Annotated in this window: 9 protein-coding genes; 4 read left to right on the top strand and 5 right to left on the bottom strand. The window is 59.4% G+C overall.

Annotation, left to right across the window (positions count from 1 at the left end; translation table 11 throughout):
* Window positions 1-12 precede the first annotated feature (12 nt).
* A complete protein-coding gene (locus ACZ5IL_RS16200; protein WP_464593068.1) occupies window positions 13-2505 on the top strand; it encodes a glycogen/starch/alpha-glucan phosphorylase in 2493 nt (830 codons plus the stop codon).
* Window positions 2506-2625: 120 nt separating this feature from the next.
* Here ACZ5IL_RS16200 and ACZ5IL_RS16205 read toward each other — a convergent pair whose 3' ends face one another.
* Complete coding sequence (locus ACZ5IL_RS16205) at window positions 2626-2925, bottom strand: HU family DNA-binding protein (protein ID WP_079446299.1); 300 nt, start codon at window positions 2923-2925, stop codon at window positions 2626-2628.
* 280 nt (window positions 2926-3205) lie between these two features.
* Between ACZ5IL_RS16205 and ACZ5IL_RS16210 the strand changes: the two genes are divergently transcribed.
* From ACZ5IL_RS16210 to ACZ5IL_RS16220, 3 genes are all read left to right on the top strand, one after another.
* Window positions 3206-3562, top strand: coding sequence for a VanZ family protein (locus ACZ5IL_RS16210; RefSeq protein ID WP_464593070.1), 357 nt, complete (start codon window positions 3206-3208; stop codon window positions 3560-3562).
* A 134-nt stretch (window positions 3563-3696) separates the two neighbouring features.
* Window positions 3697-5079, top strand: a complete 1383-nt coding sequence (locus ACZ5IL_RS16215; protein WP_464593072.1) for a cation diffusion facilitator family transporter — start codon at window positions 3697-3699, stop codon at window positions 5077-5079.
* A 203-nt stretch (window positions 5080-5282) separates the two neighbouring features.
* Window positions 5283-7589 carry a PAS domain-containing sensor histidine kinase gene (locus tag ACZ5IL_RS16220; RefSeq protein WP_464593074.1) on the top strand — a complete coding sequence of 769 codons (2307 nt, stop codon included), beginning with the start codon at window positions 5283-5285 and terminating at the stop codon, window positions 7587-7589.
* Between the two features lie 7 nt (window positions 7590-7596).
* On the opposite strand, the gene ACZ5IL_RS16225 is transcribed toward ACZ5IL_RS16220, so the two are convergent.
* The 4 genes from ACZ5IL_RS16225 to ACZ5IL_RS16240 all read right to left on the bottom strand — a co-directional run bounded on the left by ACZ5IL_RS16225 (window position 7597) and on the right by ACZ5IL_RS16240 (window position 14699).
* A complete protein-coding gene (locus ACZ5IL_RS16225) occupies window positions 7597-10560 on the bottom strand; it encodes a bifunctional [glutamine synthetase] adenylyltransferase/[glutamine synthetase]-adenylyl-L-tyrosine phosphorylase (RefSeq protein ID WP_464593076.1) in 2964 nt (987 codons plus the stop codon).
* Complete coding sequence (locus ACZ5IL_RS16230) at window positions 10557-12017, bottom strand: sensor histidine kinase (RefSeq protein ID WP_464593078.1); 1461 nt, start codon at window positions 12015-12017, stop codon at window positions 10557-10559. Before ACZ5IL_RS16230 ends, ACZ5IL_RS16225 begins: the two co-directional genes overlap by 4 nt.
* A 71-nt stretch (window positions 12018-12088) precedes the next feature.
* Entirely contained in the window at window positions 12089-12781 is a 693-nt protein-coding gene (locus ACZ5IL_RS16235; protein WP_464596919.1) for a winged helix-turn-helix domain-containing protein, read from the bottom strand.
* Between the two features lie 367 nt (window positions 12782-13148).
* On the bottom strand, window positions 13149-14699 hold the full coding sequence (locus tag ACZ5IL_RS16240; RefSeq protein WP_464593080.1) for a Do family serine endopeptidase: 1551 nt from the start codon (window positions 14697-14699) through the stop codon (window positions 13149-13151).
* Between the last annotated feature and the right edge of the window lie 170 nt (window positions 14700-14869).

The following is a 14869-nucleotide window of genomic DNA, read 5'->3' on the forward strand; positions in this document are numbered from 1 at the left end:
TCGGGAGATTGGATGGTTTTTGAGATTTGGCCAAAGCGACTTCGCCGCCTCCAAGAGGACGCATCGGTGTGGCCCGAGTTTGAAGATGACATCGTCGCGGACATCAAGAGTGCGATCCTGTCCAAGATCGTTCTGGTGGCGGGAAAGGACGTCAAACATGCCAACATCCACGACTGGTACATAGCCGCGGCGCTGACGCTGCGTGATCGCATCGTCTACCAATGGTTCAAGTCCGATCGGGCCACTCAGAATCATGGCGCTAAGCGCGTCTATTATCTCTCGCTTGAATTCCTGATCGGGCGGTTGCTGACAGACGCGCTGACGAATATGTCGCTGATGGGACCATTTCGAACGGCGATCGAGGACCTCGGCATCGACTTCGACGAGTTACGCGATGTCGAACCGGATGCTGCGCTCGGAAACGGCGGCCTCGGCCGACTTGCCGCATGTTTCATGGAAAGCATGGCGTCGCTCGCGATTCCGGCACAAGGTTATGGCATCCGCTATGAACACGGGCTTTTCCGTCAGATCATCTCAAACGGATGGCAGGAAGAATTTCCCGAACAGTGGCTACTCTCAGGAAACCCGTGGGAGTTCGAACGCGATGATGTCGTGTTCGACATCCAGTTTGGTGGACATCTCGATCGCATTGAGAAGGACGGGCAGGAAGGCCAGACCCTATGGATACCCGATGAGACCATCCAAGCGATCGCGTACGATACGCCGATCGTCGGCTGGCGCGGCCGTCACGTCAATGCGCTGCGGCTGTGGTCCGCGCGCGCGGTCGATCCAATGCGCCTCGATACCTTCAACAGCGGCGATCACCTCGGCGCGATGTCCGAGATGGCGCGGGCACAAGCGATATCGAAATTTCTATATCCAAGCGACGAGACACCAGCCGGGCGCGAGTTACGCCTGCGTCAGGAATACTTTTTTGTTTCCGCCTCGTTGCAGGATATTCTCAACCGCCATCTCTACACCGATGGAGATCTCCGGTCTCTGCCGTCCCATGCGTCAATCCAGCTCAACGACACCCATCCCAGCCTGGCCGTTCCCGAACTGATGCGGCTGCTGATGGATAAATATCACATTGGCTGGAACGAGGCCTTAGAAATCACAACGAAGACAATCTCCTACACCAACCACACGCTGTTGCCTGAGGCGCTCGAGACATGGCCGGTCGAACTGTTCGAACGCATGTTGCCGCGGCATCTCGATATTATTTACCGGATCAATGTGAATCATCTTGCAGCTGCGGAGAAACATTTTGGAGCAGACACGCGGTCCCAAGCCTCGGTGTCGCTGATTGACGAAACCGGCGGCCGTCGTGTCCGCATGGGTCATCTTGCGTTCGTCGGCTCTCATCGCATCAATGGCGTTTCAGCCATGCATAGCGAACTCATGCGTGAGACAGTATTTGCCGATCTGAACAGCCTTTATCCGGATCGCATTACAAACAAGACCAATGGAATTACCTTCCGCCGCTGGCTGCATCAGTGCAATCCGGAACTCACCTCCTTGCTGCAGGATGCATGCGGAGCCGCAGTTCTCGATGAGCCCGAGCGGTTACGGATGCTGGAGCGGTTGTCGGATGACCCTGCATTTCAGCAGCAATTTCGGGCCATAAAGCGAACGAACAAGATTGCGCTCGCCCAGATCATAGCCAGACAATTCGGGATAGTCGCCGATCCGTCAGCACTGTTCGACGTCCAGATCAAGCGCATCCACGAGTACAAGCGCCAGCTTCTCAACGCGGTTGAGATAATCGCCCTTTACCAGGCCATCCTGGCGGATCCCCAAGGCAACTGGACGCCACGCGTCAAGATTTTCGCCGGAAAAGCCGCCGCGAGCTACCGGCAGGCCAAGCTCATCATCAAGTTCATCAATGACATTGGTAATGTCATTAATAACGATCCTCGAATCAGGGATCTTCTCAAGGTCGTCTTCATTCCCAATTACAATGTCAGCGCTGCCGAAGTAATCGTCCCGGCGAGCGATCTATCCGAACAGATTTCTACCGCACGCATGGAAGCGTCAGGCACCGGTAACATGAAGCTCGCGCTGAATGGTGCAATCACCATCGGAACGCTCGACGGCGCCAACATTGAAATTGCCGAACATGTCGGCGAAGAAAATATCTATATCTTCGGCATGAAAGCGGATGAAGTTGTACGGCGCCGCGCCATGGGGTTGGATGCAACCGATGTCATAGCGTCGTCGCCGAAGCTGGCTGGCGTGATCGAGGCCATCGAGCGCGGTGTATTTTCGTCGGATGACGTTTCACGTTTCGTGCCCATTGCTCACGCGCTGCGGTTTCTGGACTACTATCTGGTATCTGCCGATTTCGACGATTATTACCGCACGCAGCGCGCGATCGACACAAAGTGGGACAGTCCGGAATGGACTCACTCCAGCATACTCAATGTCGCGCGCATGGCCTGGTTTTCTTCGGACCGCACGATCCGGGAATACGCCGAGGACATCTGGAACATACCCGTGGCTTGATACCGGTTACCAAGATACCGGCAAAAACCTCGGCCCAATCGGCGCCTGCGGATGAACCGTAGGCAAGCCTCAACATCGAACCAGCGCCTGGAAAAACAAGGGCCCCGAAGGGCCCCTGCATCACACCGCGTCTTTCGCAGCCTTGACCGGCCGCGCTCTGACGATCTTTCGGGCAGGTTTCGCCTTGAAAGTCATGGGTTCACCGGTGAAAGGGTTGGTTCCTTTGCGCGCCTTGGTCGCCGGCTTCTTGATAACCACGAACTTCGCAAAACCCGGAACCAAAAAGACACCGGTCTTTTTAAGCTCTTTGTAACCTGTCGTCGCAAGCGCCTCGAGAACGCCCTTTACGTCACTTTTGGACAATCCGGCCTGAGCCGAGATCTTCTCAACGAGCTGCGATTTCGTCATCTGGGTTGCCATCATCGATCCTGTCTGTTGATTCGGCCGAGAAAACAATATTTCCAAATCCAACGAAAAAAACACGCCTTGTGGGATTTATAACAGCTTACTTCGACCGCAGGGCTGGCTTCCCCCAGCGATTTACAAGCAAAAGCCACGGTCGGGGCGGTTGGACGAGCAGGAATTGCCCGTAGCCGCCTTTAGGAACGCTTCGACTCGAGCCGGCGCAGCCCGCAGATGTAAAGCGCGGCTGCGGTTCACGCAGCCTTCCCGCGGCGGCAAATTGTGCTATGCGCCAGCGATGAAGATTCTCGTCCGCATCGGCGCTTTCGTTCTGATCATGGGGGTCGTGTTCGCAACACTTGGGCCGGCGCGCTATCGTCCGCATGCCCCGCTCGGACAAGATGGCGAACACGCGCTAGCCTTCGTTCTGCTTGGTCTCGCGGTGGGCCTTTCGTTTCCCCAGCGACGGCTACGCGTCGCGGCGGTAGCCATCCTCCTGATCGGCCTTCTTGAGATCATGCAACTGTGGGCGCCCGGCCGCCATGCGCGGCTGGAGGATTTTCTGGTTGATGCCGCGGCGGCGTGTCTCGGCCTGGTCGGTGCTGCCGCGATCGGCTGGCTTACCGCGCGATTGCGTGGATCAGTATCCCGATAACAATGAGCGTCGTTAACCGCAGCTCAACCGCTTTATAATCAGAACAATTCGCAATAACAGAGTCTGCAAATGAAAGACGCTTACGCAATCGGGCCGCGCTTTTATCCTGGGTAGCGGGCTGCTAAACCCCGCAGATGTCACGCCTTGCCTCCAAGTCAAAAACCAAAGTCGCCGCCATCTCGATGATCGCCAGCGGCAGCATGGCGACGATCAAACTCGTGGTCGGCATTGCGATCGGCAGTCTGGCGCTGATTTCCGAGGCGCTGCACAGTTCGATCGATCTGGTCGCCACGATCGTCACGTGGATTGTAGTGCGGATTTCCGACCGTCCCGCCGATGCCGAACATCATTATGGCCATGGCAAAATCGAAAGCCTCTCGGCCCTCGGTGTCATTGCGATGCTGTATGTCCTTGCCGGTGGCATTGTGGTGCAGGCTTACGTTCACCTGCGCGAAGGCGTGCCGCCGCCGACCCTCTCCGCCATTCCGTTCGTCGTGCTGGTCGCGGACATTGTCGTCAATGCCTGGCGCGCCCGTGCGCTGCACCGAACCGCGCTCGACACCCGCAGTCAGGCGCTGGAGGCCGACGCCCTGCACTTTGCCTCCGATGTCCTGGGATCCATCGCGGTCATTATCGGGCTAACGCTGTCCGGACTGGGCTACGCGTGGGGCGACGCCACTGCTGCGATCGGCGTCGCCGTCCTGATTTCCATTCTGGGTTTACGGCTCGGACGCGCCACCATCGAAACCCTCCTGGACCGTGCGCCGGATGGTGTTGCCGAACGAGCAGACGCGGCGATCAGAGCGCTGCCGGATGTCGTCGGCATCGCGAGACTAAGGGTGCGAATGGTCGGTCCTCGGCATTTCGTCGATGTGACCGCTGAGGTCCCTCGAACCTATCCGATCGACCGCATCGACGCCATCAAACAGCAGGCGCAGAACGCAGTGTCCGCCGCTCTCGGCGATGCTGATTTGACGTTTACTGCGATACCGGTCGCTCGCGACAACGAAAGCGTACGCGAACGCATCATGGTGATTGCCCGCAATTCAGGTCTCGCGATTCATCACGTCACGGTGCATGACCTTGGAGAAAAGCTGACGGTCAGCATCGACCTCGAGGTCGACGGCGAAATGCCGCTGGTGGATGCCCATGCAATCGCGCATCGGCTGGAGCATGATATTCGTCACGAGTTCGGTGCAGATGTCGAAGTGGATACGCACATCGAGCCATTGGAGCCTGAGCTTCCGCTCGGGACCGATGCTGTCCCCACGCGTATCCACGCCATCCGGACAGCCTTGTCCGGTTTCGCCGCGGGCGGGGCGATCCACGACATTCACAACGTGCGAGTCAGAGACACCGAAGCCGGCGAAATCGTCAACTTCCATTGCCGCGCCGCGCCGTCGATGAGTGTCGCCAAGGTGCACGAAAGCGTCGATGAGATCGAACGGGCTCTGCGCCGCGCGTTCCCAAGCGTTAAGCGCGTCATCAGCCACGCGGAGCCACCGCGCGAAAGCTGAAAGTCCTCGCCGCCCCCACGTTCCTGTTTCGGACTCAACCGGCGGCGGCAGCTAGGTACTGAATTTCTCTGTTGGACAAATTTTCTCGCGTTAACGAATCGTTGACTCTCGACAGATTCAAAAAAGTGGATTCAAATCGGAGTGATTCGGAGAAGTCAGAAATTACTCCGATGTGCGGAAAAATTCACACGGGGGCTAAAGGCATGGCGCGCGCTCAGGCGGCGAGCGCTTGCGCTCAATCCGATTCGATCAAAGGATTGGCGCAATCGATCGCAAAACCTGCCTATCGTAGACTGCTGACCGCCGAGCCTTTGCTTCGACGTGCCGTCCCAGCCCTGATTATCGCTTTCCTTGTGACGATATGCGTTGGCGCGCTGGTGCAAGTCATCGATCAGACGCGGCAAAAGCAGATAATGACGAAACATGATCTGCTGGCACTTGCCGATCTTCTGGCAGAACAGCTTGAGCATGCCGGCGTCGTCGATCAAAAGCGCCCCGCCTCTATCGAGCGCTTCCAAAACCTTTTGCCAAAGCTCATTCCATCGTGGGGCGTTGCCGCCGGCCGCCACGTCATCGTCACCGGCGCCGATCAACGCGTTCTCGCGCGGGTGCCGATCGGGGCCGAAGCCGGCGAAAGTGACCGGATATTCGAACTCATCAGCATCACACAATCGCCGGCCTTGCGCGGCACGTCGCCCGCGAGCGTCGCCGACATCGTCCTGCTGGATGGCAGCAGCGCGCTTGCGGTTCAGCGAGTCGTCAGATCATTGCTGGGCCAGGTCACCGTCGTTCAGGAAGCCGACACAGTGTGGCGCCCGGACACCGCGTTGTCGATCACCCTGTCGGCCACGACCGGGTTTGTTGTCCTGATTTTGGGCTTTGCCTTTCACTGGCAATCTACCAGAGCCCGCGAAGGTGATCTGATCAATGATGCGGTCCGTGGTCGCATCGATACCGCGCTCAATCGCGGCCGATGCGGACTTTGGGATTGGGATTTGTCGCGCGGCCGGATCTTCTGGTCGCAATCGATGTTCATCTTGCTCGGACTGGAAAGTCGCAGCGACCTACTCACCTTCGGCGAGGTGACCTCACTGATGAATCCCGAAGACATCGACCTGTTCGAAATAGCGGACCAGCTCATCTCGGGAAAGATCGATCATATCGATCAAAGTTTCCGGATGCGGCATAACAGCGGACACTGGATCTGGTTACGCGTCCGTTGCGAACTCAGTCGCAATGCGAGCGGCGGCGCTCATCTGATCGGGATTGCCGTCGATATCACGGAACAGAAGAGCCTGGCGGAAAGATCGGTCGAAGCCGATCTGCGGCTGCGGGACGCGATTGAATCCATTCCTGAGGCCTTTGTGCTGTGGGATGCAGACGACCGCCTGGTACTTTGTAACTCTCACTTCCAGCGGCTCCACAAGCTTCCAGACAGCGCAGTCGTGGTCGGTACACCCTACGAGACCGTGGTCGAGGTCGGCCGCATGCCCGAAATCAGGGCGCGGCAATCTGAAACCGGGACGGTGATATTGGAGGCGCATACCTTTGATGCGCAGCTCGCAGACGGTAATTGGCTTCACATCAGCGAGCGCCGCACCAAGGACGGCGGCTATGTGTCGGTTGGAACGGACATCACCCGCATCAAGGAGCATGAGCAAAAGCTTGTCGAAAACGACCTCCGGCTGCGGGCGACCGTTATCGATCTTAAACGAACGCAGGCAACGCTTGAGCAACAAGCCATCGAACTCGCGGACCTGGCACAGAAATACGCTGACGAGAAAAATCGTGCCGAAGACGCCAATCGGGCGAAATCAAAATTCCTCGCTAATATGAGCCACGAACTGCGAACGCCGCTTAATGCCATTATCGGGTTCTCCGAGATCATGAGCAACGGCATGTTCGGAACCCTCGGCTCGAAGAAGTACAGCGAATACTGCCGCGACATTCTGGCTAGCGGCCAATATCTCCTTGAGGTCATCAATGACGTCCTGGATATGTCCAAGATTGAAGCCGGCCGGATGAATCTTGACCTGGAGGCGCTCGATCTCACCCGGGTGCTCGACGAATCGTTGCGGGTCGTCTCGGGCCGCACCAGCGACAAGGGCCTAACCTTCGACGTCAGAAGCGATGATGACATCTCCATCCAAGCTGATCGTCGCGCGGTCAAGCAGATCATCGTCAATCTGCTTTCCAACGCAGTCAAATTCACGCCGGACGGCGGGCGAGTCGTGGCGCGAAGCAAGATATTCGAGAATTCTATAACTCTGACGATTGCCGACACCGGAATCGGCATCGCATCACACGCGCTCCGCAAACTTGGCAAACCGTTCGAGCAGGTCGAAAGCCAATTGACCAAAATCCATGCGGGATCTGGCCTTGGCCTTGCTATAGCCAAGTCGCTGGTCAACCTGCACAGTGGCTCGATGCGGCTTCGCTCGAAACCCGGTGCGGGGACCGTAGTTCGCGTCACCCTGCCCCGTCACTGCCAAGAGCGAACGGCAGCCTGAGCGCAGATCAAGTCTTCCCTTCTAACAATCTGAGAAATACGGCACGCACATCTGCCTGAGTATCGCGAACGCGCGCCTCGAGCGCCGAAAAATCGGGAGCGTCCCCCGCTCGCGCCAGCACCGGCAACAAATCATCGCCTGCCGTTTCCGGCTTGAATTTGTCGCTAACACAGAGCCGCAGGATTTGGGTCAGGTCGTGATAGAGCCGCGCTGCTGGCCGCAGGATTTCCGCATCCGGCAGCGACAGCACGCCAAGCCGCTGCGCGTTATCAAGGGCCTGCTGGGTATCGACGTTGAGAATGTCCGGCATGTCCGCAGCGTGGACGAGTTGAAGATACTGCGCGATGAAATCAATATCGACCATGCCTCCAGCGGCATTTTTCAGGTCCCATATATCGTCCTCGCCTTTTTCCAGCGCGATCGCGCGGCGCATCTCCGCGACATCGCTGGCGATAAGACGGGCGTCGCGCGGTCGCATCAGGATATCGCGAATAACTCGCTCGATCCGCTCACAAAAGTCGGGTGACGACGAAATCACGCGCGCCCGCGTCAGCGCCATGTGTTCCCAGGTCCACGCTTCATGCTCCTGGTATTCGGCAAATGAATCGATATGCGAGGCGACGGGACCGGAACGCCCTGACGGGCGCAGCCGCATATCGACCTCGTAAAGAACGCCGTAGTTCGTTCGCGTGGTGAATGCACTGATAAGACGCTGGGTGAAGCGCGCGAAGTATTGCGCGCCCTGCAGCGGCCGCGCCCCGTCGGAATCCGGATGATCCGAATCGAAATCATACAGCAGGATGAGATCGAGATCGGACGATGCAGTCATTTCACGACCGCCAAGCTTGCCCATCGCAACAATCGCAGTCTCCTGCCTGGAGATCTGGCCGTATTGATTTACGAACTGGTGATTCACCAGCCCATGCACGGTATCAACGATACCCTCGGCAACATCGGCGAACACATGTCCCGCCTGCCGCGCAGATACGGTGCCGGACAGGATGCGGGTGCCGATTAGAAAAAGGCTTTCCTGGCCGAACAGCCGTATCCGGTCGAGAAATTCCTCGTAGGAATCCGCGTCCTGGAGCGTGGCCGAGAGCCGCGTGGACAACTCAAGCCGATCCGGCATGGCGCCGAAAAAGCGAGGATCAATCAGCCCGTCCATGATCTGGGGCCGTCGAGCCAGCATGTCAGCGAGACGTGGCGCCGCACCGAGCACAAGTGCAACCAGCGCGACGAGATCCCTGTTCTGGCTCAGCAGCGATATCAGCCGACCGCCGCGCTGCAGCGCTTGCAGGAAACGATCAAACGTGACCACGGCGCTATCCGGCTCCTCGGCACGGGCCAAACCGTCGATCAGCGTCGGCACAAATGCTTCAAACGCGATACGCGTCGCCTCGGCCTTGAGGACTCGATATCCGCCTGCCATCCATTGCTGGATGGTGTCGGCAACCATTCTCGGCTGCTTAAAGCCGAGCTTCGTCAGATGATCGAGAAGTCGCGGGTCGTCGGGTCCGGACCTGTAATCCGCGACCGGGAGCTTTGCCGCACCCGCGGGGTCGCCCTCGAACAACCGGCTGTAGTGCCCTTGCACGCAATCCAGGTGCGCCAGCAGCTCTGCGGCAAAACTCGCCCGATCCTCAAACCCCAGGAAGCGAGCGAACCGCTCCATCGCCTCGGTGTCCGCGGGCAGAGCGTGGGTCTGCTCGTCGGCGACCATCTGGATGCGGTGCTCGACCCTTCGCAGAAACAGATATGCGGCGGTCAGTTCATCCCGGGCCTGATGGGTGATCCAGTCGCTTGAGGCGAGAATATTCAGCGCATCGAGCGTGGGACGCACCCGTAACTCGGGGTGCCGCCCGCCTGCCACCAACTGCTGCGTCTGCGCGAAGAACTCGATCTCGCGGATACCGCCGCGTCCGATCTTGACATTATGGCCTTCGACCGCGATCTCGCTTTGCCCTCGGAAGGTCTGCATCTGCCGTTTCATGTCGTGAACTTCGGCAAGAGCCGCGAAATCGAGATGCTTGCGCCAGACAAAGGGCGATATCTCCGCGATCAAGATCTCGCCAGCCTTCTGGTCGCCAGCGCAGGGCCGCGCTTTGATCATGGCGGCACGCTCCCAGGTCCGTCCTTCCCGCTCGTAGTAGTCGAGCGCGGCGGCGGTCGAGACGGCGACCTGCGTTGACGCGGGATCCGGCCGCAGGCGCAGATCGACCCGGAAAACATAACCCTCACCGGTCCTTTGCTGCAGCAGGCGCGCAAGTCCCTGCGTCAGGCGCACGAAGAAAGGCTGCGGCTCAATCCCGCTCGCGAGCGTCGGAGCCGCAAGATCGAAAAACACGATCAGATCGATGTCGCTGGAATAGTTGAGCTCGCCGGCGCCCATCTTGCCCATTGCGAGCACCACCAGGCCGCTACCGCCTTCTGGATGGTCGATATCAGGAGGGTTCAAGCGGCCGCGCCCCGTCTCTTGCCGCAACAGGAATCGCAACGCGCTCTGGACCGCGGCGACGGCAATGTCGGTTAATCCCGCCGTGATCTGCATCACCGGCCAGACCCCGCCGATGTCGCACAACGCAATCAACAGCGCGGCCTCCGCCTTGACCGCCCGAAGCCGCCGCATGGCTTCGGCTTCATCGGCAGCCTCCGCTGCTTCCCAAATCTTGGCGATCAGCCGCCCGAGACGGCCTTCGGGATCGCCTTGTAACAGACGAAGTATCCGGTCGGAATCGGAGCACACCAGATCAAAAAGATAGGGCGAGGACTCCGCGATGCCGAGCAGGATGGCTTTGACCTGCGGAAATGTACCGGCCAGCGTCCTGATCTCGCCCGATTGCTGCGGTGTCAGATCGGACAGCCAATCTTCCAGCCGGCGTTCGGTCTCGATAGGCGCGAACAGTTTTGGTCCGTCCGCAAGACGCGCCGCCAGACAGGCCGCGTCCGCGTCGCCCTTAACGGATGAAATCATGCATCAATCTGTTGCACGTCCACCGTCGGGGCTGCAAGCCCTGAGGTGCTTCGCGCGGGGAGCGACAGCGTGGCGCGCAGACCCGGCTGCGCATCGTCGAGCGTGAGATCGCCGCCGTGCAGCTTGGCTACCGCCGACGTCAGGCTCAGACCGAGCCCGGATCCCGCCAGGGTCCGGCTGGTCTCGAGCCGTACAAACCGTTCGACCGCGTGCTTGCGGTCGGCTTCGGGAATTCCGCAGCCATGGTCGGTCACGGCGAGAATAATCCGATCGCGGTCATGGCGAGCTTCGATCAGTATCGTGCCGCCGGCCGCGGCCTCATCCGCGCCGAGCGGCTGAGCAGCCTGGGCCGGCTGCCCGTACTTGATCGCGTTTTCGACGAGGTTTGCGAGCGCCTGGCCAATCAGTTCGCGATTGCCATGCAGCGGCGCAAACTCGGTCTGAACGCGGAGTTTCAGCCCGTTGTCTTCGGCTAGCGGCTCGTAGAGTTCGTGAATTCCCTGCGTGACCACTGCCGCATCGAAATCGGCCATGTTGTCGCGCGCATGCCCAGATTCCGCCCGGGCGATCATCAAAAGCGCATTGAAGGTGCGGATCAAACCATCGGATTCCTCGATAGTCTGTTCCAATGCCGCGCGATAATCGCTTTCATTGCCGGACCTGGCGAGCGCTTCCTCGGCGCGATTGCGTAGCCGCGTGAGCGGCGTCTTGAGATCGTGGGCGATATTGTCGGACACCTCCCTCAATCCATTCATCAGCGCTTCGATGCGTTCGAGCATCGCATTGAGGTTTTCCGCCAGCCGGTCCAGTTCGTCGCCGCTACGACCGACCGGAAGCCGGCCGCTCAGGTCGCCGGCCATAATGCGCTTCGTGGTCCCGGTCATAGCGTCGATCCGGTGCAGCACCCGCCTCGCCACGAAGATGCCGCCGCAAAGGCCGAGAACCACGACGATCAGCAACGACCATTGCGCGGCGGAGGCAACCACGCCGAAAATGCGATGACGCTCCTCCAGGTCGCGGCCGATCAGCAGGCGGAAACGGTTCGACAGTTCGGTCACGCGCACCAGCGCGTGGTGATGGGCCTGGTCCTGTTCGTCCAACCGGCGATAGGCGGTTTCGGCCCAGCCAGTGGTCTCCATCACGCCTGACTGAAGCGATCCGACATTGCCCGCGACCGCCAGTCCTGCCGGCGTCGTCACCAGATAAAGATTGGAGCCCGGCCGCAGCGCCCGATTTTCGATAGCGCCGATCAATCCGCGCAAGCCACGGCGGTTGAACACGCCCGTGAGCAGGTCGATTTCCTCGCTGACTGTCGTGGCGATTTGATCGGTGATCAGGCGTCGGGTATTCCAGGCGAAGTACCCGAGAAGAGAGGCAGCAAACAGCGCGAACAACAGCAGATAGACCAACGTCAGCCGGAACGCCGTGGTACGGAACAGCTTACCGAACGCCGTCACGGATCGTCACTCTTGGACCATAGGGTTACTGCCGTCCGTTGATCGAAACGCTGTTACGGTTGTCGATGATTTCAAGCTCGGGATGAGTGAACACTGTCGCGTATCATGTATCCAGCGCCTCGGATCGTGTGCAGCAAAGGCTGCTCGAAGCCTTTGTCGATCTTGGAGCGCAGCCGCGAAACATGCACGTCGATAACGTTGGTCTGCGGATCGAAATGATAATCCCAAACGTTCTCGAGCAACATGGTTCTGGTCACGACCTGGCCCGCATGTTTCATAAGATACTCCAGGAGACGAAATTCACGCGGCTGCAGCGTCAGTTCCTCCCCACCCCGCGCGACGCGATGCGACAGCCGGTCGAGTTCGAGATCGCCGACGCGATAGACGGTCTCCTCAGCCCGGCCGCCATGACGGCGCGACAGAACCTCCACCCGCGCCAGCAACTCGGCAAATGAATAGGGTTTCGGCAAATAGTCGTCGCCACCAGCGCGCAAGCCCTTGATACGATCGTCAACCTGGCCAAGCGCAGAGAGGATGAGCACCGGAGTCCGGATACCCTTGTCGCGCAGGCAACCGATCACGGAAAGCCCGTCGCGCTTGGGCAGCATCCGGTCGATCACCAGCACGTCGTAATCCCCACCGTCGGCAAGGGAGAGCCCCTCCTCACCATCGCTGGCGATATCCGCGACATGTCCGACCTCGCGAAACGCCTTCACGAGGTAGTCTGCGGACTCGCGATCGTCCTCGATGATCAGCAGGCGCATCTGGCTACTGGAATTGTCCAAGAGGTATTGTCTTTCCATCACCATGGCGTGCTCATGCCCCGCGCGCAAGACTGCAAGACCCAGACCCCACCACGCAAAAAACGGGCGGTGAAGCTTGGGGCAACTTCACCGCCCTAGTCCTTCCGACGGAGGGGGGCTTTTCCCATCGGAAGGTAACTCAAGGGAACGGGCTTTTGACCCGTCCCCCGGAAAGTGCCGTCGGCGGGGGGCGACTGATGCCGACGACGCTTCCCATCTCCTGCAAGGCTCGTACTTCAAGTCTGATTGAACTGCGCTGAACCAGACTGAGCCTTATCGATCGGGCATAACCCTATTCAAAAACCAGATTCACTTTTCGGCATCAGGCTTAACCCTTCGCGATCGGTATCGCGATGAATCGCGCCGTGCTGCCAGTGCGAACCCGCATCAGAACGCTGTTCTTCTCGTCCGCGCGTGCCGCTTTGATTGCCTCGCGTACGTCGGCCGAGTTGGACACACTCTTTCCCGCAACCTCCAAAATCACGTCGCCTTCCTTGAACCCGCGATCGGCCGCAGCGCCTTTTGGATCCACGTCGACGACAACAACACCCTCCGTTCCAGCACCCGCCACTGACGCCGCCGGCGCAACGCTCAAGCCAAGCCTCGGAACGTCGCTGTCGTGCGATGAGTCACGATCACCATAGAGATCAGCCCGGGCTTCCACAGTGTTGGGCAGGGTGCCAAGCGTCAGATTGACGACTTTGTCCGTGCCCTTGTGCAGGATATTCAGCTTGATCGACGTTCCCGGTGCGAAGCTGCCGATGGTTCGCGCCAGTTCGCGCGCATCCCTGACATGGTCACCGTTGACGGCGGTGATCACGTCGCCGGATTGGATACCCGCCTTGGCCGCCGGGCCGTTGGGCTGCGGCTCCGCCACCAGCGCGCCTTCCGCTTTCTTGAGACCGAGGCTATCGGCGATGTCGGACGTCACCGGCTGGATCTGGACGCCGATCCATCCGCGGCTCACCGAGCCCTTGTCCTTAAGCTGAGCGACGACGCTCTTCACCGTGTTTGCGGGAATCGAAAACGCAATGCCGACGCTGCCGCCGGACGGCGAATAGATCGCGGTATTCACGCCGATGACATCGCCCTTCATGTTGAAAGCCGGGCCGCCGGAGTTGCCCTTATTGACCGGGGCGTCGATCTGAATGAAGTCGTCATAGGGGCCGGTGCCGATGTCACGGCCGCTGGCCGATACGATACCGGCCGTCACCGAGCCACCAAGACCGAACGGGTTACCGACCGCGAGAACCCAATCGCCAATCCGCACCTTGTCGTCCGACAGTTTTGCAAACGGGAAATTAGAGCCGCCCTCGATTTTGATCAGAGCAATGTCTGTGCGCGGATCGGTCCCTATCACCTTGGCGGTGAAGGTCTTGCCTTCGTCTGTCGTGACTTCGACCTTGTCGGCGCCGTCGACCACATGGTTGTTGGTTACCGCATACCCGTCAGCCGAAATGAAGAAGCCGGAGCCCTGCCCCGTCACGAGGCCATGGCCACGCCGGCCACGCATTCCTGGAGGCAAACCATCCGGTCCGCCAAAGTGGCGGAAAAAACGTTCCATCGGCGAACCCGGCTGGAACGACCATTCCTCGCCGCCGGCTTCCGCCTTCTCCTTCATACGGATCTTGACCGAAATCACCGACGGTTTCACGCGCTCGACGATGTCGGCAAAGCCGATAGGCTGCGCGACCTTGCTAACGTCGGTGTTCACCTGCGCATGGGCGGGACTGGTGAAGAACTCGGCTTTGTCTGCGGAAGGGTTAAACCCGTATACGGCTACGCCGACGCCCGCGACGACCGACGCCATCAACGCGAACTTGCGCGCGGCGACTCCAGAACGAGCGGGGTTTAACTGAGAGGTCGGCAAGTCGATCATGCGAAAATCTCCAGAGACAGATTTGATATAGGTGCTGAAAACCAGCACTTCATGTCCCTGAAGATGGGTATTTGCACCTTACGGCACGCTGGCCGTGAAATTAATGTTTCGTAACAACAGCAAGTGCCCTCGTGCGGCGGTTTGGCGCACATCAAAGAGTTTCCGCTTCA

This window comes from Nitrobacter sp. CN101 (genome assembly GCF_055390255.1).